Origin of the sequence: Streptomyces cavernae (assembly GCF_004023625.1) — a bacterium.
In the GTDB taxonomy this organism is placed as follows: Bacteria; Actinomycetota; Actinomycetes; order Streptomycetales; family Streptomycetaceae; genus Streptomyces; species Streptomyces cavernae.
This window is the reverse complement of the sequence record NZ_RPDJ01000014.1, coordinates 239,149-264,868: the sequence shown is the minus strand read 5'-3', so window position 1 is coordinate 264,868 and position 25,720 is coordinate 239,149. Positions and strand designations below refer to the sequence as shown.

At 70.7% G+C, this 25,720-nt stretch carries 19 protein-coding genes and 1 pseudogene; 10 read left to right on the top strand and 10 right to left on the bottom strand.

Annotated features, from left to right (window positions below):
• Positions 1-2: 2 nt before the first annotated feature.
• Both EF387_RS24690 and iolC read right to left on the bottom strand, forming a co-directional pair.
• A complete protein-coding gene (locus EF387_RS24690) occupies positions 3-911 on the bottom strand; it encodes a Cgl0159 family (beta/alpha)8-fold protein (RefSeq protein WP_128378841.1) in 909 nt (302 codons plus the stop codon).
• Between the two features lie 287 nt (positions 912-1,198).
• Positions 1,199-2,203, bottom strand: a complete 1,005-nt coding sequence (gene iolC / locus EF387_RS24685; protein WP_128378791.1) for a 5-dehydro-2-deoxygluconokinase — start codon at positions 2,201-2,203, stop codon at positions 1,199-1,201.
• 521 nt (positions 2,204-2,724) lie between these two features.
• On the opposite strand from iolC, the gene EF387_RS24680 reads away from it, so the two are divergent.
• The gene (locus tag EF387_RS24680) at positions 2,725-3,705 is read left to right on the top strand and encodes a helix-turn-helix domain-containing protein (protein ID WP_128378790.1); all 981 of its coding nucleotides are present in this window, start codon (positions 2,725-2,727) and stop codon (positions 3,703-3,705) included.
• Positions 3,706-3,963: 258 nt separating this feature from the next.
• Here the strand turns inward: EF387_RS24680 and EF387_RS24675 are convergent, their stop codons facing one another.
• Positions 3,964-6,330, bottom strand: coding sequence for an MMPL family transporter (locus tag EF387_RS24675; RefSeq protein ID WP_128378789.1), 2,367 nt, complete (start codon positions 6,328-6,330; stop codon positions 3,964-3,966).
• Between the two features lie 166 nt (positions 6,331-6,496).
• Between EF387_RS24675 and EF387_RS24670 the strand changes: the two genes are divergently transcribed.
• The 3 genes from EF387_RS24670 to EF387_RS24660 all read left to right on the top strand — a co-directional run bounded on the left by EF387_RS24670 (position 6,497) and on the right by EF387_RS24660 (position 10,043).
• The gene (locus EF387_RS24670; RefSeq protein ID WP_128378788.1) at positions 6,497-7,306 is read left to right on the top strand and encodes a TetR/AcrR family transcriptional regulator; all 810 of its coding nucleotides are present in this window, start codon (positions 6,497-6,499) and stop codon (positions 7,304-7,306) included.
• 120 nt (positions 7,307-7,426) lie between these two features.
• On the top strand, positions 7,427-7,681 hold the full coding sequence (locus tag EF387_RS24665; protein WP_128378787.1) for a heavy-metal-associated domain-containing protein: 255 nt from the start codon (positions 7,427-7,429) through the stop codon (positions 7,679-7,681).
• A gap of 10 nt (positions 7,682-7,691) precedes the next feature.
• A complete protein-coding gene (locus tag EF387_RS24660) occupies positions 7,692-10,043 on the top strand; it encodes a heavy metal translocating P-type ATPase (RefSeq protein WP_128378786.1) in 2,352 nt (783 codons plus the stop codon).
• Positions 10,044-10,743: 700 nt separating this feature from the next.
• Here EF387_RS24660 and EF387_RS24655 read toward each other — a convergent pair.
• Together EF387_RS24655 and recD2 are read right to left on the bottom strand one after the other, a co-directional pair.
• Positions 10,744-12,033 (bottom strand): citrate synthase, encoded by a 1,290-nt coding sequence (locus tag EF387_RS24655; protein WP_128378785.1) that lies wholly within the window; start codon positions 12,031-12,033, stop codon positions 10,744-10,746.
• A 276-nt stretch (positions 12,034-12,309) separates the two neighbouring features.
• Positions 12,310-14,568: an SF1B family DNA helicase RecD2 gene (gene recD2, locus EF387_RS24650; RefSeq protein ID WP_128378784.1), complete on the bottom strand. Its 2,259-nt coding sequence runs from the start codon at positions 14,566-14,568 to the stop codon at positions 12,310-12,312.
• Positions 14,569-14,803: 235 nt separating this feature from the next.
• On the opposite strand from recD2, the gene EF387_RS24645 reads away from it, so the two are divergent.
• The 4 genes and pseudogenes from EF387_RS24645 (at position 14,804) to EF387_RS24630 (ending at position 17,965) form a co-directional block, all read left to right on the top strand.
• Positions 14,804-15,883, top strand: coding sequence for a LacI family DNA-binding transcriptional regulator (locus tag EF387_RS24645; protein ID WP_128378783.1), 1,080 nt, complete (start codon positions 14,804-14,806; stop codon positions 15,881-15,883).
• 107 nt (positions 15,884-15,990) lie between these two features.
• Positions 15,991-16,890: a ribokinase gene (locus EF387_RS24640; protein WP_128378782.1), complete on the top strand. Its 900-nt coding sequence runs from the start codon at positions 15,991-15,993 to the stop codon at positions 16,888-16,890.
• A 34-nt stretch (positions 16,891-16,924) separates the two neighbouring features.
• Positions 16,925-17,312: pseudogene (rbsD, locus tag EF387_RS24635) on the top strand (D-ribose pyranase).
• Between the two features lie 248 nt (positions 17,313-17,560).
• A complete protein-coding gene (locus EF387_RS24630; protein ID WP_128378781.1) occupies positions 17,561-17,965 on the top strand; it encodes a DUF937 domain-containing protein in 405 nt (134 codons plus the stop codon).
• Between the two features lie 225 nt (positions 17,966-18,190).
• Here the strand turns inward: EF387_RS24630 and EF387_RS24625 are convergent, their stop codons facing one another.
• From EF387_RS24625 to EF387_RS24615, 3 genes are read right to left on the bottom strand one after another with little or no spacing between them, the layout of a single operon-like run.
• The gene (locus EF387_RS24625; RefSeq protein WP_128378840.1) at positions 18,191-18,988 is read right to left on the bottom strand and encodes a sugar phosphate isomerase/epimerase family protein; all 798 of its coding nucleotides are present in this window, start codon (positions 18,986-18,988) and stop codon (positions 18,191-18,193) included.
• Positions 18,989-19,026: 38 nt separating this feature from the next.
• Positions 19,027-20,178 (bottom strand): dihydrodipicolinate synthase family protein, encoded by a 1,152-nt coding sequence (locus tag EF387_RS24620; RefSeq protein WP_128378780.1) that lies wholly within the window; start codon positions 20,176-20,178, stop codon positions 19,027-19,029.
• Positions 20,175-21,326, bottom strand: a complete 1,152-nt coding sequence (locus tag EF387_RS24615) for a Gfo/Idh/MocA family protein (protein ID WP_162467199.1) — start codon at positions 21,324-21,326, stop codon at positions 20,175-20,177. The genes EF387_RS24620 and EF387_RS24615 overlap by 4 nt, the downstream gene beginning before the upstream one ends.
• Before the next feature lie 432 nt (positions 21,327-21,758).
• Between EF387_RS24615 and EF387_RS24610 the strand changes: the two genes are divergently transcribed.
• Positions 21,759-22,805 carry a LacI family DNA-binding transcriptional regulator gene (locus tag EF387_RS24610; protein WP_128378779.1) on the top strand — a complete coding sequence of 349 codons (1,047 nt, stop codon included), beginning with the start codon at positions 21,759-21,761 and terminating at the stop codon, positions 22,803-22,805.
• Between the two features lie 627 nt (positions 22,806-23,432).
• On the opposite strand, the gene EF387_RS24605 is transcribed toward EF387_RS24610, so the two are convergent.
• Complete coding sequence (locus EF387_RS24605) at positions 23,433-23,855, bottom strand: MerR family transcriptional regulator (RefSeq protein WP_128378778.1); 423 nt, start codon at positions 23,853-23,855, stop codon at positions 23,433-23,435.
• A gap of 158 nt (positions 23,856-24,013) precedes the next feature.
• On the opposite strand from EF387_RS24605, the gene EF387_RS24600 reads away from it, so the two are divergent.
• Positions 24,014-24,727 (top strand): SDR family oxidoreductase, encoded by a 714-nt coding sequence (locus tag EF387_RS24600; RefSeq protein WP_128378777.1) that lies wholly within the window; start codon positions 24,014-24,016, stop codon positions 24,725-24,727.
• Positions 24,728-24,976: 249 nt separating this feature from the next.
• Here the strand turns inward: EF387_RS24600 and EF387_RS24595 are convergent, their stop codons facing one another.
• Positions 24,977-25,543, bottom strand: a complete 567-nt coding sequence (locus EF387_RS24595) for a cysteine hydrolase family protein (RefSeq protein ID WP_128378776.1) — start codon at positions 25,541-25,543, stop codon at positions 24,977-24,979.
• Positions 25,544-25,720: the final 177 nt, after the last annotated feature.

Here is a 25,720-nt window from a genome sequence, read left to right as displayed (position 1 = left end):
GCTCACAGCAGGCTCACCGCGATGTCCACGGCGCCCGCCACATCGCCGTCCGGCGGATAGAGCAGCGAACGACCGACCACCAGGCCCTGAACGGTGGGCAGTTGGAGGGCGACGCGCCACTTCTCGTACGCGGCCTCCTGATCACCGCCGACCTCGCCGCCGAGCAGGACCGCCGGGAGGGTGGAGGTCTCCATCACCTGCGCCATGTCGTCGGGGTTCTCCGTGACCGGCACCTTCAGCCAGGTGTACGCGGAGCTCCCGCCGAGGCCGCTCGCGATCGCGATGGACTTCGTGACCGCCTCGGCGCTCAGGTCGTTGCGGACCCTGCCGTCCGCGCCGCGGCGGGACAGGAACGGCTCGACGAAGACCGGGAGGCGGCGCTCGGCCATGTCGTCGATGGCGCGGGCGGTCGACTCCAGGGTGGTCAGGGAGCCGGGGTCGGCGTAGTCGATGCGCAGCAGCAGCTTGCCTGCGTCGAAGCCGAGTCGCTGGATGTCCTGGGGGCGGTGTCCGGTGAACCGGTCGTCCAGTTCGAAGGAGGCGCCCGCGAGTCCGCCGCGGTTCAGGGAGCCGAGGACGACCTTGTGGTCCAGGGCGCCGAGCAGCAGCAGGTCGTCGAGGATGTCGGCGGTGGCGAGCACGCCGTCCACGCCGGGCCGGCTCAGCGCCAGGCAGAGCCGCTCGAGGAGGTCGGCGCGGTTGGCCATGGCGAGCCTGCGGTCGCCGACGGCGAGGGCACCGCGGGCCGGGTGGTCGGCGGCGACGATCATCAGCCGGCCGGTGTCGCCCAGCAGCGGCCGCCTCGGACGGCGGTCGGCCGCCTCCAGCACGGCTTCCGGGTGACGGGTACGGAGCCGGACGAGCTCGGCGACATCGACGGAACACGGCGTCCCGGATGCCGTGGGGTTCACGGAGGCGGTCGGGTTCACGGAGGGGGCGGGATTCACGGAGGCGGTCGGATTCAGGGAGGCGGTCGGGTTCAGGGAGGCGACCGGTGGGTTCACGGAGGGCGCGGAGGCAGCCGTGTGCACGGAAGCGGCGGAGTTCACGGCAGGAGCGGAAGCAGCCGCGTTCACAAGAGCCGCGGAGTTCACAGAAGCGGCCGCGCTCACGGCAGCCGCCGCGTTCACGGAAGCAGACCTGTTGACGGAAGCAGACCCGTTGACGGAAGCCGCCGGGTTCACAGAAGCAGCCCGGTTCACAGGACCGCACCCGCCTTCAGCGCAACCTCGACCTCCGCCGGAGTGGGCATCGCGGAGGAGCACTCGAGGCGGGAGGCGACGATCGCGCCCGCCGCGTTGGCGTGACGCATGACGCGTTCCAGGTCCCAGCCCGCCAGCAGGCCGTGGCACAGGGACCCGCCGAACGCGTCGCCCGCGCCGAGGCCGTTGAGGACGTTGACCGGGAGCGGCGGCACCTCGGCCGACTCGCCCGTGCCGCTGACGGCGAGGACGCCCTTCGGCCCCTGCTTGACGACGGCGAGTTCGACACCGGCGTCCAGCAGCGCGCGGGCCGCGGTGTGCGGATCGCGTTCACCGGTGGCGATCTCGACCTCGTCGATGTTGCCGACCGCGACGGTGGTGTGGCGCAGGGCCTCGGCGTAGAAGGGGCGGGCCGTGTCCGGGTCTTGCCAGAACATGGGGCGCCAGTCGAGGTCGAAGACGGTCGTGCCGGACTTGGCCCGGTGCGCGAGGGCCGCGAGGGTCGCCGTACGGCTGGGCTCCTCGCTCAGCCCGGTACCTGTGACCCAGAAGATCCGTGCCGCCCGGACGGCGTCCAGATCCAGCTCATGGGCGTCGATCTCCAGATCGGGCGCCTTGGGCCGGCGGTAGAAGTACAGCGGGAAGTCGTCCGGCGGGAACACCTCGCAGAACGTGATGGGGGTCTGCAGCCCGGGCACGGGCGTCACCCAGCGGTCGTCGACGCCGAAGTCGCGCAACTCCTGGTGGAGGTACTCCCCGAAGGGATCGTCACCGGTGCGGGTGATGACCGCTGTACGCCGTCCGAGCCGCGCCGCGGCGACCGCGACGTTGGTGGCCGAGCCGCCGAGGAACTTTCCGAAGGACGTCACCTGGTCGAGGGACACCCCGATCTGCAGCGGATACAGATCCACCCCGATCCGGCCCATGGTGATCAGGTCGTGGGGCGCGTCGGCCCCGGACTCGTCCTGGGAGGCGCTGGGGTGGGGCTCCTTGAACTCCATCGAGTTCCCTTCACATCGGCGTCTCCTCAGGTCTAGCCGTGTTGGCGGAACCCTGTCAATGTGTTGTCCGGACATTCGGACCAGACAGGGACAGCGCTTTCCACGGGACCCGAAGACGCCGCAGACGTCGCTGGCACCACAGTCCTCACTGTCCCCCATCCGCGTCGGTTCGGCGCCCCGCATCCGCGTCGGTTCGGCGCCCCGCATCCGCGAATCGATCGGCGCCCCGCATCCGCGTCGATCGGCGCCCCCCATCCGCGTCGGTCGGCGCCCCGCATCCGCGTCGGTCGGCGCCCGAATCTGAGCCGCCGTCCGGTGTGCCGGCTGTGGTCGCGGAGCGGACCCGGACGCTCCCGCGGTCCGTCAGGGCCTGACAACCGGACAAGGACGACCTGCGGGCTCCCCAGGACTCCCGGTCGCCCGTGTGCCGTAGCACCATGGGTGGCCTTGCTCGGACACGGACGTGCAGGGCGGGCGGGGCGGGCGGGGTGGCGGAATGGACTCGGGGTGCGGAGGGGCGCATGACGGCAGGGACGCTCGTACGGGCGGGCCGGGGACCGGGCGGCACATGGGAGACCGTGCTCACCCTGCCGCATCCCAGGCTGCGGCCCGGGGTGATCAACTACCGCGGGATCCGGCTCGCCCTGGACCGGCCGCGCCGTCGGCTGGAGGCGCCGACCGGCACGGTGACGCTGTTACTGGGCTTCGACCGTCCGATACGGATCTCCCGCGCGGGCCGGCCGCCAAAGACCCTGCTGTCGGTGTTCGCGGGCCTCGCCACGGTTCCGGCCATCGGTGAACACGACGGCCGGCTCGCCGGCATCGAGGTGCTGCTCACCCCCTGGGCCTCGTTCAGCCTCTTAGGCATTCCGCAGCACGAACTCACCGGACTGCACTGCGACCCCGACGAACTCCCGCACGCACTGGACTCGTCCCGTCGGCAGAGCATCGGCGAACTGGCCGCCACTCTGGCCGCGCTGCCGTCCTGGGCCGAACGCTTCCGGCTACTCGACGATGTGCTGGTGCGCTGGACCGAGGCCGGCACGCCCGCATCGGCGCGGGTGGTACGGGCCTGGTCCACGCTGGCGCGCAGCGGCGGCGCGATCCCCGTCCCCCTGCTGGCGGACGAAGTCGGTTGGAGCGTACGCCAGTTGGAGAGCCGTTTCCGGGAGCAGATCGGGGTCGGGCCCAAGGCGGCCGCCCGGATCCTGCGGCTTCAGCGGGCGCGGCGGCTGCTCAGTGCCGGACGCTCCCAGGCCGAGACGGCCGCCGCCTGTGGGTTCTACGACCAGGCGCATCTCAGCGGTGAGTTCCGGGCGATGACGGGGTGCACGCCCGGGGAGTTCATCGCCGCCCGGCTGGGCGAGGCGGCGCCCGCCTCCGGGCCACCGCTGATGGACCGGCTGCGCGGAGAGGCGACCAGCTTGGTGCTGTCGCCGGACCGAGGTGCGGATTTTTCCAAGACCGGCAGGGTGCGGGCCATGCAGGGTGGAGCCTCCTAGCCGGGGGGAAGCGGGGAAGCCGGTGGGCCGGATCCGGCGCAGCGGATCCGGCCCACCTTGCTGCCGCCCGCCCCCTGTTGCCCGCCCACACCCGTCCCACCCCGAGGCGTTCGGCCCATCCCTGAGCGTCCGGTCCACCCGGAGCGTCCGGTCCACCCCGGAGTGTCCGTCCATCTCGGGGCTCCGCCCCCGGACCGCGCCGGGGAGCGCCGCACCCGACCCTGCCGTGGAGTGCGTCTCTCGTCCGCGTCGGAGAAGTCAACCCGCCCGGCGATCGAGGACGAGGCCGCCAGTTCGATTGCGGGGCTCCATGGCCGGCGGCTCGCTCTCGGTGAGGCCGAATCGGGCGTGGAGGCGGCGTAGCGGGGCCGGTGCCCACCAGGTGGCCCGGCCGGTCAGTTTCATCGCCGCGGGGACCAGCAGACTGCGCACCACCATCGCGTCCATCAGCACCGCAAGAGCGATCCCGAGACCGAGCATCTTGGTGTTGGTGACCCGGGAGGTGCCTATCGCCACCATCACCACCGCCAGGATCACGGCGGCGGCGGTGATCAGGCCTCCGGTGCGCTGCAGGCCGAAGCGGACCGCGTGGGTGTGATCCCCGGTGTGGTCGTACTCCTCCTTGATCCGGGAGAGCAGGAAGACGCCGTAGTCCATGGAGAGGCCGAAGGCGACGCAGAACATCAGCACCGGCAGGGTCGTCTCTATGCTGCCCGGGCTGGTGAAGCCGAGCAGTCCGGAGAGATGGCCGTCCTGGAAGACCCACACCACGGCGCCGAACATCGCCGTCAGACTGAGTGCGTTGAGCAGCACCGCCTGGATGGGGATCAGCACACTGCCGGTCAGCAGGAAGACCAGGAGCAGGGTGACGATGGAGATGACGGCCAGTGCCCAGGGCAGCCGGTCGGCTATCGCGTCCTTGGAGTCGACGAGGACCGCCGCCGTGCCGGTGACGGAGGTGTCGAACGGGGCGTCCTCGGCGCGCAGTTCGTCCACCAGCCGCTGGGCGGCGGAGTCCACCGCCTCTCCCTCGGGCACCACCGTGAAGTACGCCGAGTCGCCCTTCACCAGCGGCCCGTCCACCCGCCGCACCTCGGGCAGCGCGGATATGTCCGCCTTGTACGCGGCGTACTGGGCCTCGGACGCACGTCCCTCCGCGAGGATCTCCAGAGCACCGCCCGGGCTGCCCGGGAAGTCCTCCCTGATGTGCTGCTGCACGACGTGGGACTCGGCACCCGAGGGCAGCTGACGGTCATCCGCGGTGCCGAACTTGACGCCCAGGAAGGGCAGGCCGAGGACCACCAGGGCGACCGTGGTGGCCACCGCGAAGAGAGGTGCCCGCCTCATCACAAGGCCGGCGAACCGGTCCCAGGCACCGGCGGTCTCGTCCGTCGGTGCGGCCTGCGCCTCGGCGGGCGCCTCGACCCGTGGCTCGATCTGTGTCTCGACCCGCGGCTTACCACCCGTAGCCGGGCCGGCGACCGTGCCGGGGCCGGCACTCCTTTCGCCGGCTCCCGCGGCAAGGGACCCGCGCCGCAGCAGCCTCCGCAGATCGAGCGCGTTCACCCGCTCCCCCAGCAGCACCAGCGCCGCCGGCAGGAGGATCAGCGCCGCGCCCGCCGCCAGCAGCACCACCGCGATGCCCGCATAGGCGAACGAGCGCAGGAAGTACTGCGGGAAGACCAGCATCGCCGCCAGTGACACGGCGACCGTGAGAGCCGAGAACAGCACCGTGCGTCCGGCCGTGCGCAGCGTCCTGCCCACCGCGCCCACCGGCTGCGCGCCCGCGGCCAGTTCCTCGCGGAACCGGCGGACGATGAACAGGGCGTAGTCGATGGCCAGGCCGAGGCCCAGGGCCGTCGTGAGGTTCAGGGCGAAGACCGAGACGTCCGTGACCTCGGTGAGGCCGCGCAGCACCGCGTTCGTGCCCAGGATGGCCACGATGCCCACACCCAGCGGCAGCAGGGCCGCGATGGCGCTGCCGAAGACCATGACCAGCAGGACGAGGGTCACCGGGAGGGCGATCATCTCGGCCCGCAGCAGATCCTCCTGAATGGTCTTCTGCATTTCGTGCCGCACCGCGACCGGGCCGCCGATCTTGACCTCCACGGGGCCGTGGGTACCGTGGTAGACGGGGGCGATTCGCTTCAGGGTGGCGTCCGCCGTCTTCTCGTCGCCCAGGATGCGGGCCGCTATCAGTGCCTCGTGGCCGTCCTCGGCGCGCAGCGCGGGCGACTTGGACCGCCAGTAGGAGCCGACTCCGGTGACGCCTCGTTCCCCGCCCAGCCGTGCCGTGAGCCGCTCGGCCTCGGCCGCGACAGCCGCGTCGTCCACAGAGGAACCGCGCGCCTCCACGAGCAGCAGCAGATTGGGCTGTGCGTCGGGGAAGCGCCGCTCCAGTGCCTGGGTCGCGTACGTCGACTCCGCGGCCGGATCCTGCCAGCCCCCGCTGCCCAGGCGGTCCGCGACCCCACTGCCCGCGACCACCGCGAGTGCGGTCAGCAGGAGCGCGACCAGCAGGGTGAGCCGGGGCCGCACCGTGACGAAGCGGGTCCAGGAACCCGTGCCCGGCGGGCCGTCATCCCCCTCTTCGGCCTTGCCACCTGCGTTGTTGACTTCGCTCATGATGCGGTGTCCCCTTCACCGTGACCCGTGCATCCCGTGCGTCCGGACAGGCGGCATGAGTCGCCATTGCCATACACTGGCAAACACGAGTCATCGCTCGCGTTTCTCAAGAATGCGAGCGACCGCTCGTGTTTGTCAATCGAGTGCTGAGAGCTGGGGATAACTCGTGCCCGAGAAGGCCACGCCGCGGAAGGTCACTCCACAGACGGGAGCGCCCGACACCCGAGCGACGAAGGCCGGCGCGGCCGAGACCAGGGCTGGAGCGGACACGACTGGAGCAGACGGGACCGGAGCCGACAGGACCGGAGCCGACAGGACCGGCACCGCCGAGACCGGAGGGGCCCCGGCCGCGGCGCCCGAGAGACCCCGCCGGCGGCAGGCCCGCGGCGAGCGGCGGATCGCCCAGCTCCTCGAGGCGGCGGCGGCCGTGTTCTGCAAGAGCGGCTACACCGGCGCCAGCACCAACGCCATCGCCCGCGAGGCCGGCGTCTCACCCGGCACGCTCTACCAGTTCTTCCCCAACAAGGAGGCCATCGCGGTCAGCCTCAGCGACCAACTGCTGCGCGAGTGGACCGAGTCGCACGGCCAGGCCCTCGCCCCGGAGAACATCGCGCTCCCCCTCGACCGGATGCTGGACGCCGTCCTCGACCCGATCATCGCCTTCAACGTCGAGAACCCCGCCTTCGCCGTCCTGATGCACAGCACGGACACCCCCGGCCAGATCACACGGAACACCGAAACCCTGCACGACACGGTCCTCACCCGGGTCGAGGAGATCGTGGCGGGCTTCCTGCCGACCACACCGCCCGTGGAGCGGTCGGTCACCGCGAACATGGTCGTCGGAATCTTCAAGGCGGGCATCGACCTGATCCTCACCCACGAGGGCATGGAGCGTGAGGCTTACATCACGGAGCTGAAGACGGCCATGCACCGCTACCTGCTGCCCTTGCTCGAAGAAGACGAGACCGAGGCGTAGCCCCTTTGGCACCCATACCCCGCAGGGGTATAGTCTGGACCTCGAGCACCTCATACGTCATACCGAGAACCAGCCCCGCCGAGGCGACGAGCAGCCTCACCGGGGAGCAAGGAGCACGCGATGACCGCCCAGTCCAAGCCTCAGAACGCCGAAGCCGGAGCCGAGGTCACGGCCGTCTACCAGGTGACCGGCATGACCTGCGGCCACTGCGAGAGCGCCGTCACCGGCGAGCTCTCCGAACTCGCCGGAGTCAGCTCCGTCAAGGCCGTCGCCGCCACCGGCCAGGTCACCGTGGTCTCCGCCGCCCCGCTGGACGAGGCGGCCGTACGCGCCGCCGTCGACGAGGCCGGTTACGAGCTCGCCGGCACGGCCTGAGCCCACCGGCATGACGAGCACCGCCCCGGAGGCGACCACCACCGGCACATCCCGGACCGAGCTGATCATCGGCGGAATGACCTGCGCGTCCTGCGCTGCCCGCGTCGAGAAGAAGCTCAACCGCATGGAAGGCGTCAGCGCCACCGTCAACTACGCGACGGAGAAGGCGCAGATCACGTACGCCGACGGGGTAGGAGTCGACGACCTGATCGCCACGGTGGTGAGGACCGGCTACACCGCGGAGCCGCCACCGCCCCCACCCGAACCGGAACCGGAGCCGGAGGCCGAGGCGGCATCGGAAGCGGGAGGAGCGCACGGGGCGCGGGCGCCGCAGGAGAACGTGGATGACACGGCTCTCGCCGCGCTCCGGCAGCGCCTCACCGTCTCGGCGCTCCTCGCGCTCCCCGTGGTGCTCCTCTCCATGGTCCCCGCGCTGCAGTTCGACAACTGGCAGTGGCTGTCGCTGACGCTCGCCGCACCCGTGGTCGTCTGGGGCGGACTGCCCTTCCACCGCGCGGCGTTCACGAACGCCCGGCATGGCGCGGCGACCATGGACACGCTCGTCTCCATCGGCACCCTCGCCGCCTTCGGCTGGTCGCTGTGGGCCCTGTTCTTCGGCCACGCCGGCATGCCGGGCATGCGCCACGGCTTCGACCTCACCGTCTCCCGCACGGACGGCTCATCGGCCCTCTACCTCGAAGTGGCCGCGGGAGTCGTCGCGTTCATCCTGCTCGGCCGCTATCTGGAGGCCCGCGCCAAGCGCAGGGCGGGGGCGGCGCTCAGGGCGCTGATGGAACTGGGCGCCAAGGACGTGTCCGTGCTGCGCGAAGGCCGTGAAGTACGTGTTCCGGTTGCCCGGCTGGCGGTCGGCGACCGATTCGTCGTACGGCCCGGCGAGAAGATTGCCACGGACGGCAGGGTGGTCGAGGGCGCCTCCGCCGTCGACGCCTCCCTGCTCACCGGCGAGTCGGTGCCGGTGGACGTGACCGTCGGCGACGCCGTCACCGGCGCCACAGTCAACGCCGGCGGCCGGCTCGTCGTCGAGGCCACCCGCGTCGGCGCCGACACGCACCTCGCGCGCATCGCGGAACTCGTCGAGGACGCGCAGAACGGCAAGGCCGCCGTCCAGCGCCTCGCCGACCGGATCTCCGCCGTGTTCGTCCCGGTGGTTCTCCTCCTCGCCCTGGCCACGCTGCTGATCTGGCCCGCGGTCACGGAAGACCGGACGGCTGCGTTCACCGCCGCCGTCGCCGTGCTGATCATCGCCTGCCCCTGCGCCCTGGGCCTCGCCACCCCCACCGCCCTGATGGTCGGCACCGGACGCGGCGCCCAGCTCGGCATCCTCATCAAGGGACCGGAGGTCCTGGAGAACACCCGCCGGATCGACACCGTCGTCCTGGACAAGACCGGAACCGTCACCACCGGTCGTATGCGTCTGATGGACGTCGTCACCTCACCCGGGGCGGACGAGGGCGAGCTCCTGCGCCTCGCAGGAGCCCTCGAACACGCCTCCGAGCACCCGATCGCCCGGGCGATCGCGGAAGGCGCCGAGGAGCGCACCGGGGACCTGCCCACGCCCGAGCACTTCCAGAACCTCCCGGGACTCGGCGTGCGCGGTCGCGTGGACGGCCATGACGTCTTCGTCGGCCGGCTGCTGAGCGGATCGCCGTCGGGCGAACCGTCGCCGGACGGGTCGCCCGTGGACCGGCCGGTCCTGGACAAGCCCCTCCTCGACGCGCCGGCCCGCGCCGTCACGGAGGCCGAGGCGGCGGGACGCACGGCCGTCGTGGTCGTCCGGGACGGGGTGGCACTCGGTGTCCTCACCGTGGCCGACGCCGTCAAAGAGACCAGCGCCGAGGCCGTACGCGCCCTGCGGGACCTCGGGCTCACCCCGGTCCTGCTGACGGGGGACAACCGCGCCGTCGCGGAGTCCGTGGCCCGGGCGGTGGGCGTCGACGAGGTGATCGCCGAAGTGCTCCCCCGGGACAAGGTCGACGTCGTCAGGAGGCTGCAGGCCGAGGGACGCACCGTCGCCATGGTCGGCGACGGGGTCAACGACGCCGCCGCCCTCGCCACCGCCGACCTCGGTATCGCCATGGGCACCGGCACGGACGCGGCCATCGAGGCGGCCGACCTGACCCTTGTACGCGGCGACCTGCGGGTGGCCGCCGACGCCATCCGGCTGTCCCGGAAGACCCTCTCCACCATCAAGGGGAACCTGGCCTGGGCCTTCGGCTACAACGTCGCCGCGCTGCCCCTGGCCGCCTCCGGGATGCTCAACCCGATGATCGCGGGCGCGGCGATGGCCTTCTCCTCGGTCTTCGTGGTCACGAACAGCCTACGACTGCGCACATTCCGGTGACGTCGGAGTATGAGGCCCTCTAGAGTCCCTCCAGGGCCTCACATAAGGTCTTCACAGACCCGACGCACTATCCTTACGCTTGAGTCCCGGTCGCTGTACCGGGTGTCTTGCGCACCTTCGGGACCGCGGTTTCAGGCTGCGGGCAAGAGACACAGATCACAGTGGCAGGAACGTAACCACCGAAGGGATCAGTGAGTCTAAGTTGGCGATGTCAGAAGCGTCTTGGGGGGCGTGACTGACATCTGGGGGCGTCTTGGGGGACGTCCCTGGAATTGCGTCGCCGGGGCACGTACACGGGGAGCTTTGAGCGGCCCTCCCGCCCGTACGGGTCCCGGCAGATCGCATCGGGTTTTGCTCGTTTTGCTCGCAGCAGGCGCTGCCCCATGACCCCCGGCCGGATCCCGTGGGGGGAATCCGTCCCGGGACAAAGGAAAGCGCCCCGCCTGTCGGCCCGTGGGGGGACTGACAGCGGGGCGCTTTCCGTATTTTTGGAGGCTCGCTTCGCCTCAGGGGCGCGTCGGGCTCTTACTTCGTGTTCCGGCGCAGGTCCTCGGTGCCGTCTGGTGAAGATCCGGGCCCCGGAGCCCTGATCCGGGTCCGGCACCTTCACTCACACCGCGACAAGAACACCAAGCCCTCCCGGCCCGCCAAGCGGGCCAAGAGGGCAGCGTGCAACCGGACTCTTCGGCGCCGACAACCGTCAGCGAGCCTCGACCGGAACGAAGTCGCGCTCGACGACTCCCGTGTAGATCTGCCGCGGGCGGCCGATGCGGGAGCCCGGCTCCTTGATCATCTCGTGCCACTGGGCGATCCAGCCCGGCAGCCGGCCGAGGGCGAACAGGACCGTGAACATCTCGGTCGGGAAGCCCATGGCCCGGTAGATCAGACCGGTGTAGAAGTCCACGTTCGGGTAGAGGCTGCGCGAGACGAAGTAGTCGTCGGAGAGGGCGTGCTCCTCCAGCTTGAGGGCGATGTCCAGCAGTTCGTCGGACTTGCCCAGCGCCGAGAGGACGTCGTGCGCCGCCGCCTTGATGATCTTCGCCCGGGGGTCGAAGTTCTTGTACACGCGGTGGCCGAAGCCCATCAGCCGGACGCCGTCCTCCTTGTTCTTCACCTTGCGAATGAAGGAGTCGACGTTGCCGCCGGAGGCCTGGATGCCCTCCAGCATCTCCAGCACGGATTGGTTGGCACCGCCGTGCAGCGGGCCCCAGAGGGCCGAGATGCCGGCGGAGATCGACGCGAACATGTTCGCCTGCGAGGAACCGACCAGGCGGACCGTGGAGGTCGAGCAGTTCTGCTCGTGGTCCGCGTGCAGGATCAGGAGCTTGTCGAGAGCCGAGACCACGACCGGGTCAAGGTCGTACTCCTGGGCCGGCACCGAGAAGGTCATGCGCAGGAAGTTCTCGACGTAGCCGAGGTCGTTCCGCGGGTAGACGAAGGGGTGACCGATCGACTTCTTGTACGCGTACGCCGCGATCGTCGGCAGCTTGGCGAGCAGCCGGATCGTGGAGAGGTTGCGCTGCTTCTCGTCGAACGGGTTGTGGCTGTCCTGGTAGAACGTCGACAGGGCGCTCACCACGGACGACAGCATCGCCATCGGGTGGGCGTCCCGCGGGAAGCCGCGGTAGAAGTTCTTGACGTCCTCGTGCAGCAGGGTGTGCTGCGTGATGTCGTTCCGGAAGGTGCTCAGCTCGTCGACCGTCGGCAGCTCGCCGTTGATCAGCAGGTACGCCACCTCGAGGAAGGTGGAGCGCTCGGCCAGCTGCTCGATCGGGTAGCCGCGGTACCGGAGAATGCCCTGCTCGCCGTCAAGGTAGGTGATGGCGGATTTATAGGCGGCGGTGTTGCCGTAGCCACTGTCCAGGGTCACCAGACCGGTCTGGGCGCGGAGCTTCCCGATGTCGAAGCCCTTGTCGCCGACGGTGCTGTCGATCACCGGGTAGGTGTACTCGCCGTCGCCGTACCGCAGTACTACAGAGTTGTCGCTCACGTCATCCCTCACCGACGTAGTGCCTCTTCTTCGAGGTGCCCTGACTGTCTCTACCATCCCCCATTTGGCCCTGGAGAGTGCACTCGGGGTCGACCGTTGGGCCGTTGGACGGCACTCAGTGCCGCCAACCGCTACATCCTGCCCCCGTTCGCCCCGGTCCGGAAGTGCTGTGTGAGCTTTACGACTCATTTGATCGATCATTTTTTCTGATGCTTGGCGGGAAACGGGCGCCGAAGCATGCCACCGAAGAGGCCGACGATCACGGGGTCCGTGCGCTCACCCCTCCAATGGCCGGGGTGCCAGCCGAAAGTCCAGGGCCGTGCAGCGCCTTCCGGCCGACACGGTGCGTACCGCCTGGCCGAGCGCCTTGCGGGAGCCGACCAGGACGACCAGCTTCTTGGCGCGGGTCACCGCCGTGTAGAGCAGATTGCGTTGCAGCATCATCCAGGCGCTGGTGGTCACCGGGATCACCACGGCCGGGTACTCACTGCCCTGGGAACGGTGGATCGTCACCGCGTACGCGTGCGCCAGCTCGTCCAGTTCGTCGAACTCGTACGGCACCTCCTCGTCCTCGTCCGTCAGCACCGTCAGGCGCTGGTCGACCGGGTCGAGCGAGGTGACCACGCCCACGGTGCCGTTGAAGACGCCGTTCGCGCCCTTCTCGTAATTGTTGCGGATCTGGGTCACCTTGTCGCCGACGCGGAAGACCCGGCCCCCGAACCGCCTCTCGGCAAGGTCCGGCCGGGCCGGGGTGATCGCCTGCTGCAGGAGGCCGTTGAGATGGCCCGCACCCGCGGGGCCGCGGTGCATGGGGGCCAGGACCTGGACGTCCCGGCGCGGATCCAGGCCGAATTTGGCCGGAATCCGACGGGCCGCCACATCCACCGTGAGCCGGCCGGCCTCCTCGGTGTCGTCCTCGACGAAGAGGAAGAAGTCCGTCAGGCCCTGGGTGACCGGCTGGTGGCCGGAGTTGATCCGGTGCGCGTTGGTGACCACGCCGGACTGCTGGGCCTGCCGGAAGACCCGGGTCAGCCGGACCGCCGGGACCGGGCCGCCGTCCGCCAGGAGGTCGCGCAGGACCTCGCCCGCACCCACGCTGGGCAGCTGGTCCACATCGCCGACGAAGAGCAGATGCGCACCCGGGGGCACGGCCTTGGCCAGCTTGTTGGCGAGCAGGAGGTCCAGCATGGACGCCTCGTCCACGACCACCAGGTCGGCGTCCAGGGGGCGGTCCCTGTCGTAGGCCGCGTCGCCGCCGGGCTTCAGCTCCAGGAGGCGGTGGACGGTGGAGGCCTCGGCCCCCGTGAGTTCCGAAAGGCGCTTAGCGGCCCGCCCGGTGGGGGCCGCCAGGACCACCTTGGCCTTCTTGGCGCGGGCCAGTTCCACGACGGAGCGCACGGTGAAGGACTTGCCGCAGCCGGGGCCGCCGGTGAGGACGGCGACCTTCTCCGTCAGCGCGAGCCGGACCGCCTGCTCCTGCTCGGGGGCGAGGTCCGCGCCCGTGCGCTCCTTCAGCCACGTCAGGGCCTTGTCCCAGGCCACGTCCCGGAAGGCGGGCATCCGGTCCTCCTCGGTGCGCAGCAGCCGCAGCAGCTGGGAGGAGAGGGAGAGTTCGGCGCGGTGGAACGGGACCAGATAGACGGCGGTCACCGGATCGCCGCCGTCCGGGCCCGGCACCCGCTCCCGTACCACGCCCTCGTCCTCGGCGGCGAGTTCCGCGAGGCACTCGATGACCAGCCCCGTGTCCACCTGGAGGAGCTTCACCGCGTCGGCGATCAGCTGTTCCTCGGGGAGGAAGCAGTGGCCCTGGTCGGTGGACTGCGAGAGGGCGTACTGGAGACCGGCCTTGACGCGTTCCGGGCTGTCGTGCGGGATGCCGACGGACTGGGCGATCTTGTCGGCGGTGAGGAAACCGATGCCCCAGATGTCGGCCGCGAGGCGGTACGGCTGGTTCTTGACCACCGAGATCGACGCGTCCTCGTACTTCTTGTAGATGCGCACGGCGATGGAGGTGGAGACCTCGACCGTCTGCAGGAAGAGCATCACTTCCTTGATCGCCTTCTGTTCCTCCCAGGCGTCGGCGATCTTCTTGGTGCGCTTGGGGCCGAGGCCGGGGACCTCGATCAGGCGCTTCGGCTCCTCCTCGATGACCTGCAGGGTGTCCAGGCCGAAGTGCTGGGTGATGCGGTCGGCGAAGACCGGGCCGATGCCCTTGACCAGGCCCGAGCCCAGATAGCGGCGGATGCCCTGGATGGTGGCGGGCAGGACCGTGGTGTAGTTCTCCACCGTGAACTGCTTGCCGTACTGCGGGTGCGAGCCCCAGCGGCCCTCCATGCGCAGGGATTCGCCGACCTGGGCGCCGAGGAGCGAGCCGACGACCGTGAGCAGGTCACCCGCGCCGCGGCCGGTGTCGACCCGCGCCACCGTGTAGCCGTTCTCCTCGTTGGCGTACGTGATCCGCTCCAGTACGCCCTCCAGCACAGCCAGGCGCCGCTCGGCACCCGGCTGTCCGTTCCGCACCGCCTGATTGGACATGATCCGACGCTACCGCCGGGGTCCGACAGCGCGGGCAACCTGTGGACAACCGGCCGACGATCCGCCGCCCCGCCCCGGCCACTCACCGCTCGCCATCCCACCGCTCGCCGGGCATCACGATCCGGTACCGGCGCTTGCCGGGCGGCTTGATTAAGCCGCGTGTAATCGATTCCATGACGATCGTGTAATCGATTCACGGCTCGGCAACGGGCTTTCATGAGGAGGTGGACCGGCGATGGCGAGCATCAAGGACGTCGCCGCCGAGGCGGGGGTTTCCGTCGCCACGGTCTCGCGTGTCCTGAACGGCCACCCGTCGGTCAGCGACGAGGCACGCACGCGCGTGCTGGCCGCGGTGAGGGCGCTGGGCTACCGCCCCAACGCCGTCGCCCGCTCCCTGCGCACGGACGAGACCCGCACCCTCGGCCTGGTCATCAGCGACGTGATGAACCCCTACTTCACCGAGCTGGCGCGCTCCGTCGAGGAGGAGGCCCGTGCGCTCGGCTACAGCGTGATCATCGGGAACGCCGACGAGCGGCCGGAGTTGCAGGACCACCACATCCGTACGCTCCTCGACCGGCGCAGCGACGGACTGCTGCTCTCCCCCACCGACGGCGGCTCCCCGCTGATGCTGGACGCCGCGCGCGCGGGCACCCCGATGGTCTTCGTGGACCGCTGGATCCCGGGCGTGGACGTGCCGGTGGTGCGGGCCGACGGCCGGGACGCCGTACGGGACCTCGTCGCCCATCTGCACGGCCTGGGCCATCGCCGGCTCGCCATCATCACCGGCCCGGCCGCCACCACGACCGGCAGCGAGCGCGTGGCGGCCTTCGGGGAGGCCCTGGAGGCGTTCGGGATCGCGCTCCCGGAGGCCTACATCGGGCAGGGCGACTTCCAGGCCGAGAGCGGGCGCCGGGCCACCGATGCGTTCCTCGCCCTGCCCGAGCCCCCGGAGGCGGTCTTCGCGGCCGACAACCTGATGGCGCTCGGCGCGCTGGACGCCATCCGCGCGCGCGGGATGCGGGTTCCGGACGACATCGCGCTCGCCGCGTTCGACGACATCCCGTGGTTCGTGCACACCGATCCGCCGATCACGGCGATCGCCCAGCCCACCGGTGAACTGGGGCGGGCCGCCGTACGCGCCCTCGTCGACCGCATCGAGGGCCGCCCCCCGCAGTCCGTGACCCTGTCCGCCCGGCTCGTCGTACGCCGCTCCTGCGGCGAGCCCCCCGACCCCGCGAAGGAGCAACGCGTGAGCCACCCGGACGAGTTGCTGCGCATCGAAGGCATACGGAAAGAGGGCGAATTCAGCGGCTGACACAGGACAGTGGCCGGGCGGGGTCCGCTCCGGTCACCCCGGTATGAGCCGTACGCGGAGCCGCGGCCCGCGTACGGCTCCGACTCACCTGCTCAGGGAGACAGTTCATGTACGACTACGACCTCCTGGTCGTCGGATCGGCCAACGCCGACCTGGTGATCGGCGTCGAGCGGCGGCCGGGGGCCGGCGAGACGGTGCTCGGCTCCGACCTGGCCGTCCACCCGGGCGGCAAGGGCGCCAACCAGGCGGTGGCCGCCGCACGTCTCGGGGCCCGTACGGCCCTGCTGGCGCGGGTCGGCGACGACGCGCACGGACAGCTGTTGCTCGACTCGCAGCGGGACGCGGGCGTGGACACCGCGGGCGTGCTGGTCGGCGGGGCGCCCACCGGGGTCGCGCTGATCACGGTGGACCCGTCGGGGGACAACAGCATCGTGGTGTCACCGGGAGCCAACGGACGGCTGGTGCCGGAGGACGTACGCGCCGCGGCGAGCCTTCTGCACGCCTCCCGGGTGGTCTCGGCGCAGCTGGAGGTCCCGCTGGAGACGGTCGTGGAGGTCGTACGGAACCTGCCGGACGGCACCCGCTTCGTCCTGAACCCCTCACCGCCCCGGTCGCTGCCCGAGGAGGTGCTCGCCGCTTGCGACCCGCTGATCGTGAACGAGCACGAGGCACGGGTCATCGTCGAGGGCGATCTGACGGGTTCCCCCGAGGACTGGGCGCGGGCACTGCTGGCGCTGGGACCGCGGTCGGTGGTCGTCACGCTGGGCGCGGAGGGTGCTCTGGTGGCCTCCGCCGAGGGCGCGGCGCGTGTGCCGTCCGTGGCGGTCAAGGCCGTGGACACGACGGGGGCGGGGGACGCGTTCACGGCGGCGCTGGCCTGGCGGCTGGGTTTGGGCGAGTCCCTCGTGGACGCCGCGGCATTCGCGGCCCGGGTTGGGGCTGCCGCGGTCACCAGGCAGGGCGCGCAGGTGTCCTTCCCCACGGCGGAGGAGGTCGCCGCACTGTGACGAGGCACATCGCATCCGAGGAGGTCACGGCCGCGTGAAGAAGGCCGGAATTCTGAACCGCGCTGTGCGGGGCGCTGGCCGAGCTGGGTCACGGCGACGGCGTGCTGGTCTGCGACGCGGGCATGCCCATCCCGTCCGGTCCGCGCGTGGTCGACCTGGCCTTCCGGGCCGGGGTGCCGTCGTTCGCGGAGGTCGTGGACGGACTGCTCGCGGAGCTGGTGGTGGAGGGCGCCACGGCGGCACGGGAGGTACGGCAGGCCAATCCGGCGGCGACCGAGCTGCTCGAGGCCCGCTTCCCGAACCTGAACCTGATCTCCCACGAGGAGCTGAAGGCGCGCTCGGCCGGGGCCCGGCTGGTCGTGCGCATCGGGGAGGCGCGGCCGTACGCGGACGTCCTGCTGCGGTGCGGGGTGTTCTTCTGACGGCTGGACCTGGCCGGAAGCCCATGCCACGCGGCCGTCCCGAAATGACTTCGAGGGGCCCGGTCCGTCGACCGGGCCCCTCGGCTTCCCCTCCTGCCAGAACCCCCGCGATCCCCCCAGATCCCCCTCCAGAAGTTCCGACGCCAAGTACGACCCGCGAGGTGGGGGAAGGGTTGCACGGTCCTACAAGATTTTTTCCCGCGGTTTTCGGCGCGCCGCCAAACCTGGATGGACGTAGCGTTTCACCCATGAGTCCCATGAGCGAAGACTCGCTGGAAAACGACGTGCGTGACACGCTCGACGACGAGAAGCTCCAGGAGATCGCCGATGTCATCGGCACCGACCCGGCCGCCGCCCAGGAGGTCGTCGACGCCACGGTCTCGGCCCTGTCCGGCGGCCTGCACGACCGCGCGGTGACCAGCCCGGGCGAGGTCCAGCAGGCCCTCGCCGAGGTCCAGGAGGCGCCGCTGGGCGGTCTCGACGCCGACGGTCTCATGGGTGGTCTGCTGTATCGCGTGAGCGGTCCCGCCGCGCATGCCGCCGCCAGGCGGACGGGCCTCGCACCGGAGACGGTGTCCCGGGTGATCGAGCTGCTGATGCCGGTGCTGCTGACGGTTCTGAGCAGGCGGGCGGCGCGGGGCGCACGGCGCTGACCGCACGCCCCACCGACGTCTCCGCGCCTCCGCACCTCCGCGTAACGGCTCAGGGCTGAAGGCTCAGGGCTGAAGGTTCAGGGCTGAAGGTTCAGGGCTGAAGGTTCAGGGCTGAACGAAGGCGCACGCCCCGAGCCCGACGCCTCAGTCTCACGGTCCACCGCACACGGCTGACGGCTGACGGCTCAAAAGCTCTCAAGCTCACAAGCTCACAAGCTCACAAGCTCACACAGCGTGCCGTACGAACCGTTCGGCCGTCTCCGCGAGGACCTCCCGGCCGTCCCGGGCCCACAGTCCGTCGTTGAACAGTTCGACCTCGATCGGGCCCGTGTACCCGGCCGCCTCGACATGGCCGCGCCACTCGCGCATGTCGATGGAGCCGTCACCGATCTGCCCGCGCCCGGTGAGGACGCCCTCGGGCAGCGGCGTGGTCCAGTCGGCGAGCTGGAAGGTGTGCAGCCGGCCCGTGGCGCCCGCGCGGGCGATCTGCGCGGGGGCGGTGTCGTCCCACCAGATGTGGTACGTGTCCACGCACACCCCGACCTGGGTCGCCGGGAAGCGCTCGGCGAGGTCCAGGGCCTGGGTGAGCGTCGAGACGACGCAGCGGTCGGCGGCGTACATCGGGTGGAGGGGCTCGATGGCCAGCCGGACGCCGCGCTCGGCGGCGTACGGCGCCAGTTCGCCGAGCGCGTCCGCGATGCGCTCGCGTGCTCCGTGCAGGTCCTTCGAGCCGGCGGGTAGCCCGCCGGAGACGAGGACCAGCGTGTCGGTGCCGAGCGTCGCGGCCTCGTCGATCGCCCGCCGGTTGTCGTCCAGCGCAGCCGCCCGTTCCTGCGGGTCGATGGCCGTGAAGAACCCGCCCCGGCACAGTGTCGTGACGGTGAGGCCCGCGTCCCGTACCAGCTTGGCGGCGGCCTCGACCCCGTACGACTGGACCGGCTCGCGCCACAGTCCGACGCCGGGCACGCCCGACTCCAGGCAGGCGTCGGCCAGTTCGGGCAGCGACAGCTGCTTGACCGTCATCTGGTTGATGGAGAACCGTTCGAGGCGTTCGTGCGCGGTCACTGGGCCACTCCGTACAGGGCGAGCAGGTTCTTCATGCGTTCCTCGGCGCGTGCCGGATCCGGGAACAGGCCCAGGCCGTCCGCGAGTTCGTACGCCCGCGCGAAGTGCGGCAGCGAGCGAGCCGACTGGAGGCCGCCGACCATCGTGAAGTGGTCCTGGTGGCCCGCGAGCCAGGCGAGGAAGACCACACCCGTCTTGTAGAAGCGGGTCGGCGTCTGGAACAGGTGCCGGGACAACTCGACGGTGGGATCGAGGAGTTCACGGAAGCCCTTGACGTCACCGGTGTCCAGGACGCGTACCGCCTCGGCCGCCAGCGGACCCAGCGGGTCGAAGATGCCGAGCAGCGCGTGGCTGAATCCCTTGTCGTCGCCGGCGATCAGCTCGGGGTAGTTGAAGTCGTCGCCGGTGTAGCAGCGCACACCGTTCGGAAGGCGCCGGCGCAGGTCGATCTCGCGCTGGGCGTCCAGGAGGGAGATCTTGATGCCGTCCACCTTGTCCGGGTGCGCGGCGATCACCTCCAGGAAGACGTCGGTGGCCTTGTCCAGGTCGGACGATCCCCAGTAGCCCTCCAGCGCCGGGTCGAACATGGGGCCGAGCCAGTGCAGGATCACCGGTTCGGACGCCTGGCGCAGCAGGTGCCCGTAGACGTCCAGGTAGTCCTCGGGGCCGTGCGCCGCCGCGGCGAGCGCCCGGGAGGCCATCAGGATCGCCTGGGCGCCGGTCTCCTCGACGAGGGCGAGCTGCTCCTCGTAGGCCGCCCGGACTTGCTGGAGCGAACCGGAGGCGATCTGGTCGGTGCCGACCCCGCACGCGATCCGGCCGCCGACCGCCTTGGCCTCGGCGGCGCTGCGGCGGATCAGCTCTGCCGCGCCCGCCCAGTCCAGGCCCATCCCGCGCTGAGCGGTGTCCATGGCCTCCGCGACGCCGAGGCCGTGCGACCAGAGGTGGCGCCGGAAGGCGAGGGTGGCGTCCCAGTCGACGGCGGCCGGCGAGTCGGGGGACACGTCCGCGTACGGGTCGGCGACGACGTGCGCGGCCGAGAAGACCGTACGGGAGGTGAAGGGGGCGCCCGTTGTGAGGGCGAGCGGTTCCGTGCGCGGGGTGTAGGTCCTCAGCACCCCGTCCGCACCCGGCAGTCGGATCGTCACAGCTGGATCTCCGGTACGTCGATGCGGCGGCCCTCGGTGGAGGACTTCAGACCCAGTTCGGCGAGCTGGACGCCGCGGGCGCCGGCCAGCAGGTCCCACTGGTAGGGGGCGTCGGCGTAGACGTGCTTGAGGAACAGCTCCCACTGCGCCTTGAAGCCGTTGTCGAACTCGGTGTTGTCCGGGACCTCCTGCCACTGGTCGCGGAAGGAGTAGGTGGCCGGGATGTCCGGGTTCCACACCGGCTTGGGGGTGGCGCTGCGGTGCTGGACACGGCAGTTGCGCAGGCCCGCGACGGCGGAGCCCTCGGTGCCGTCCACCTGGAACTCGACGAGTTCGTCGCGGTTGACGCGCACCGCCCAGGAGGAGTTGATCTGGGCGATCGCGCCGCCGTCGAGTTCGAAGATGCCGTACGCGGCGTCGTCCGCGGTCGCGTCGTAGGGCTTGCCCTGCTCGTCCCAGCGCTGCGGGATATGGGTGGCGGTGAGGGCCTGGACGGACTTGACGCGGCCGAACAGCTCGTGCAGCACGTACTCCCAGTGCGGGAACATGTCGACGACGATGCCGCCGCCGTCCTCGGCACGGTAGTTCCAGGAGGGGCGCTGGGCCTCCTGCCAGTCGCCCTCGAAGACCCAGTAGCCGAACTCGCCGCGGACGGAGAGGATGCGGCCGAAGAATCCGCCGTCGATGAGGCGCTTCAGCTTCAGCAGGCCCGGCAGGAAGATCTTGTCCTGGACCACGCCGTGCTTGATGCCCTTGGCCTGGGCGAGACGGGCGAGCTCCAGGGCGCCGTCGAGGCCGGTGGCGGTGGGCTTCTCGGTGTAGATGTGCTTGCCGGCGGCGATGGCCTGCTTGATGGCCTCCTCGCGGGCGGAGGTGACCTGCGCGTCGAAGTAGATGTCGATGGAGTCGTCGGCGAGGACGGCGTCGAGGTCGGTGGAGTAGTGGTCGAGACCGTGCCGGTCGGCGAGGGCCTTCAGGGCGTGCTCGCGGCGGCCGACGAGGACCGGCTCCGGCCACAGCACGGTGCCGTCGCCGAGGTCGAGGCCGCCCTGCTCGCGCAGTGCCAGGAGTGAGCGGACGAGGTGCTGGCGATAGCCCATGCGTCCCGTCACGCCGTTCATGGCGATACGCACCGTCTTGCGTGTCACGTCATTGCCTCCGTACGCGGTTGCGCGCCGCGCACGCTCTTCTGTCGGGCGAGCGTTACAGCAAGCGCTTTCTATCCAGGGAGAAGCTAGCCTCTGATCAGTGGTTTGGACAAGACCAAAGGGGGCGGAAACGTGAGGACGTCGACCACTCGGTCTCCCGTCTCCCGGGCGCGCCCCGGACCGGGCCCTGGGCGGGGCCCTGGACCGATCCCTTTACCGGCCCTCGACCGATCGCTTGACCAGCCCGCAACCGATCCCTTGACCGGGCCGCAACCGATCCGCTGACCGGGCCCGTGACCGATCCCTTGACCTATCGGACCCTTAGCTCATTTGATCTGCTGATCAGCTGTTTCCCTGCTCCTTTGGCCGGCCCGGCGAGCTGCGGGCCCCGACGAGAAGTGACGACCTGATGCGTGACCGGAGGACTACGAGATGACCGTGACCCTGGCGGACGTGGCGGCCCGCGCCCGGGTGTCGCCCGCCACCGTGTCCCGCGTGCTGAACGGGAACTATCCCGTGGCCGCGACCACGCGTGAGCGGGTGCTCCGGGCGGTGGACGAGCTGGACTACGTGCTCAACGGGCCCGCGAGCGCGCTGGCCGCCGCCACCTCCGACCTGGTCGGGATCCTGGTCAACGACATCGCCGACCCGTTCTTCGGGATCATGGCAGGGGCCATCCAGTCGGAGATCACCGGGCCCGGGGGGCGGGCCGGCGGGGAGCGGCTCGGGGTGGTGTGCAACACCGGCGGATCCCCCGAGCGGGAGCTCACGTATCTGACCCTGCTGCAGCGGCAGCGGGCGGCGGCCGTGGTACTGACCGGGGGCGCGGTGGAGAGCCCGGAGCATCTGACGGCCGTGTCCGCGAAGCTGCGCAGGCTCTCGGAGGCCGGGACACGGGTCGTGCTGTGCGGACGGCCGCCGGCGCCCGACACCGACGCGATCGCGTTGACGTTCGACAACCGGGGCGGGGGGCAGCAACTCACCGAGCATCTGATCGGACTCGGGCATCGGCGCATGGGGTACATCGCGGGCCCGGAGGAGCGGACGACCACCCGCCACCGCCTCGAAGGGCACCGGGCCGCGCTGGCCGCGGCCGGCATCGAGGACGACCCGGCGCTGACGGTCCACGGCCCGTACGACCGCCGGTCCGGCTATGAGTCCGCCCTGGAACTCCTGCGCAGGGAACCGGGGTTGACGGCCGTGGTCGCGGCGAACGACACGGTCGCACTCGGCGCCTGCGCGGCTCTGCGCGAGTCGGGCCTGCGCATCCCGGAGGACGTTTCGGTGGCGGGCTTCGACGACCTTCCTTTCAGCATCGACGCGGTCCCCGCGCTCACGACGGTCCGCCTGCCGCTCGCGGAGGCGGGGGCCCGCGCCGGGCGGATCGCGACGGGCCGCGAGGAGGCACCGCCCGGGGGGATCGCCACGGCGCACGGGGAGTTGATGGTGCGTGGGTCCACCGGGGCGCCGCGCGGCTGACCCGACGGGGGTCGCGGTGGGTTGGCAACTGTTCGCCGAGGAGTGCGCACAAGGCCGCTTGAACTCGATCGTGTGATGGTCGACTGCCAGGCTTGCGGTGCCCTGGGCCGGTCGGGTTGGCGTTGCCGTGCGATCTGGGACGCCGGGCACGGTGCCAGCGTGCGGGGCCCCCGCTCCACCGGAGAGATGGTCCGGGGCCTCCCCGCCCGCCAATGGCCGTACCCACTGGCCATGTCGCCTCAGGGAACCGGCCTCCCGGGATCGGACCAAGCACAGGATGCGTGTCGCCGCCCCGGGGTCGAGTACGCCGGGGACCTGGGGGCACCTCCCACGCTCTTAGGGCAGTGGGGGAGCTCAGGACCGTTCGGGGCGTGCGGCTGATCGGGCTCACTTCTGCTCAGTCCCCAGGAACGGTTTCGTGTCTATGCCGCGGGGCTGACCCGACGGCGCGACCGGCCCGACGGCGCGACCGGCCCGACGGCGCGACCGGCCCTTCGCTACCGCCGAAGAGGCCGGTCGGACCGCCGCCTGAGGTGGGTCAGGTGAAGCGTTCCGGGAAGCGCGCTGCCGAGGGGCGGTCGAAGGCATCCGAGCCCACTCAGCCGCGCGCCCGGTCGCCCCGCTGCTTCAGGCCGCCGCTGTGTCCGAAGCAGTCGCCGCGTCCGAGGCGGTCGGCTGCTCGTCGAGCGATGCCGGGCAGCGCTCCCCACCCGGATGCGCGGCGAGCCTGATCAACAGATCCAGCCTCCGCCCCACCTCTTGGAGTTCGGCGACACTCGCGGCGATGCGAGCACGTTCGGCGCGCAGGCGCTCGACCATGTCCGGTTCCGCGTACTGGGCGTCGACGCAGGGCAGGAAGGACGCGATCAGGCGGCTGCTGAGCCCGGCGGAGTAGAGCTGCTGGATGAGCCGTACTCGGTCGACCGCCGACTCCGGGTAGACCCGCTGGCCGCTCGGCGTGCGCTCGGAGCTGAGGATGCCCTGCTCCTCGTAGTAGCGGAGCGCGCGCGTGCTCACCTTGGCCCTGTCCGCCAGTTCACCGATGCGCACGGTGCGCCCCCTTCGTCCCGATCATCGACACCGTCTCTCGTCCCGATCATGGGCCTCGTCGCCGGTAAGTGATTTGCCTTTGACGTCAACGTCAGGTTTTAGCGTAAGCGGCCGAGGGCGGTTGCGGCCGCTTACGTCATGAACCGAGGGGAATCACCATGGATGTCACCGGATCGATCGCGCTCGTCACCGGAGCGAATCGCGGTATTGGCCGCCGCTTCGTCGACGAACTGCTCGCGCGCGACGCCGCGAAGGTCTACGCAACGGCCCGCCGCCCCGAGTTGATCGAGGTCTCCGACCCGCGGGTGGAGGTGCTGCACCTCGACCTCCTCGATGCGCGGTCGGTGACGCTCGCGGCTGCCGCGGCCCCCGATGTCACCCTGCTCGTCAACAACGCCGGCATCGCGACGGGCGTAAGCCTCCTCACCGGCGAACTGGACAAGGTGCGGGCGGAGTTGGACACACACTTCTTCGGAACGCTCGGGGTGATCCGCGCGTTCGCCCCGGTTCTCGCGTCGAACGGCGGCGGAGCGATCGTGAACATCCTGTCGGTACTGTCGTGGGCCGCCTCCGGCGAGGCGAACGCCTACGCCGCGGCCAAGGCCGCGGAGTGGAACATGACGAACGGCCTCCGCCTCGAACTCGCCGACCAGAAGACCCTGGTGCAGGGCGTGCACCTCGGAGCCGCCGACACCGACATCATGGCCGACTACGACGTCCCGAAGATCGACCCGGTGGAGGTCGCCCGGGCCAGCCTGGACGGGGTGCAGTCCGGTGCCATCGAGGTCCTGGTCGACGACGCGAGCCGCTTCGTGAAGGCTTCCCTCTCGGCGGACCCCGCGGAGTTCTACGCCCAGGCGACAGGGAACTGAGGACGCGAGACGCCGGGCCGCGCCGGGGGGCGGCCGAACGCCAGGGGCGCGGCCGGACGCCAGGGGGGCGGCCGGACGCCAGGGGGGCGGCCGAACGCCAGGGGGCAGTTGGTCGCGGGGCGCGGGACGCCGGTTCCAGGAGTTCGTCCACCGACCACCGACCACCGGGAACGTCAGCGCCGACCAGGAGTTCCTGGTGTGGCGGCCTCGACATGCTGCTTCGCGGACCGATCGACTGACGCGCAGGGCTCAGTCCGAGTCCGCCGCCGCGAACGTCGTCTGAGCAGTAGTGGCCGTTCCACCGCGCCGCCCCGGGGCTTTCTGCCACTGCCAGTAGAGGTTCGTGTGGGCGATCACCTGGGGTGGGGGTGGGGCGCCGTAGGCCGTGAGGTCTTCCGTGGTGTGGGCGTCGGCGACCAAGGTCGCGTCGTAACCTCTGGCGATCGCTCCATGGAGAGTCGACCGAATGCACATGTCCGTCTGTGCGCCCGTGACGACCAGGCGACCCACACCGCGTTCCGCGAGCAGCGCCTCGAGCTCGGTGTCCTCGAACGAGTCGCCGTACAGCTTGTAAACAAGCGGCTCACCCTCGCCGCGGACCAGTTCCGGTACGTACTCCCACTCCTTGGTGCCCAGCTCGAGGCCGTCGTCGGAGTGCTGGACCCAGATCACCGGTACTTCCTTCGCGCGGGCCCGGTCGATGAGGGTGTTGATGTTCGCGATCATCTCGTCGCGATTGTGGGCTCCGGTCACCACGCCGTTCTGGACGTCGATGACCAGCAGCGCGGTGTTCGGCCGGTCCGGCAGGGTCGTCATGGACGGCTCTTCCTCTCCCGTTGTCTCTCCCCAACTGCGCACCCACCGTAGGGCGACCCACTGACAACGGCGCACTGATACAACGACCCACTGACAACGGCCCGGCGGCGGCGTACGCTCGAAGTGATATCTCTGACTGAGTCAAGCATTTCGAGGCCGGCATCAAGCATCTCCGTC

Bases quoted from the DNA above. Each gene is read 5' to 3' on its own strand.
- EF387_RS24630 (WP_128378781.1), top strand. From the start codon at position 17,561: ATGAGTCCCATGAGCGAAGACTCGCTGGAAAACGACGTGCGTGACACG.
- EF387_RS24625 (WP_128378840.1), bottom strand. From the start codon at position 18,988: ATGACGGTCAAGCAGCTGTCGCTGCCCGAACTGGCCGACGCCTGCCTG.
- EF387_RS24680 (WP_128378790.1), top strand. From the start codon at position 2,725: ATGACGGCAGGGACGCTCGTACGGGCGGGCCGGGGACCGGGCGGCACA.
- iolC (WP_128378791.1), bottom strand. From the start codon at position 2,203: ATGGAGTTCAAGGAGCCCCACCCCAGCGCCTCCCAGGACGAGTCCGGG.
- EF387_RS24660 (WP_128378786.1), top strand. From the start codon at position 7,692: ATGACGAGCACCGCCCCGGAGGCGACCACCACCGGCACATCCCGGACC.
- recD2 (WP_128378784.1), bottom strand. From the start codon at position 14,568: ATGTCCAATCAGGCGGTGCGGAACGGACAGCCGGGTGCCGAGCGGCGC.
- EF387_RS24645 (WP_128378783.1), top strand. From the start codon at position 14,804: ATGGCGAGCATCAAGGACGTCGCCGCCGAGGCGGGGGTTTCCGTCGCC.
- EF387_RS24610 (WP_128378779.1), top strand. From the start codon at position 21,759: ATGACCGTGACCCTGGCGGACGTGGCGGCCCGCGCCCGGGTGTCGCCC.
- EF387_RS24665 (WP_128378787.1), top strand. From the start codon at position 7,427: ATGACCGCCCAGTCCAAGCCTCAGAACGCCGAAGCCGGAGCCGAGGTC.
- EF387_RS24640 (WP_128378782.1), top strand. From the start codon at position 15,991: ATGTACGACTACGACCTCCTGGTCGTCGGATCGGCCAACGCCGACCTG.
- EF387_RS24675 (WP_128378789.1), bottom strand. From the start codon at position 6,330: ATGAGCGAAGTCAACAACGCAGGTGGCAAGGCCGAAGAGGGGGATGAC.
- EF387_RS24595 (WP_128378776.1), bottom strand. From the start codon at position 25,543: ATGACGACCCTGCCGGACCGGCCGAACACCGCGCTGCTGGTCATCGAC.
- EF387_RS24600 (WP_128378777.1), top strand. From the start codon at position 24,014: ATGGATGTCACCGGATCGATCGCGCTCGTCACCGGAGCGAATCGCGGT.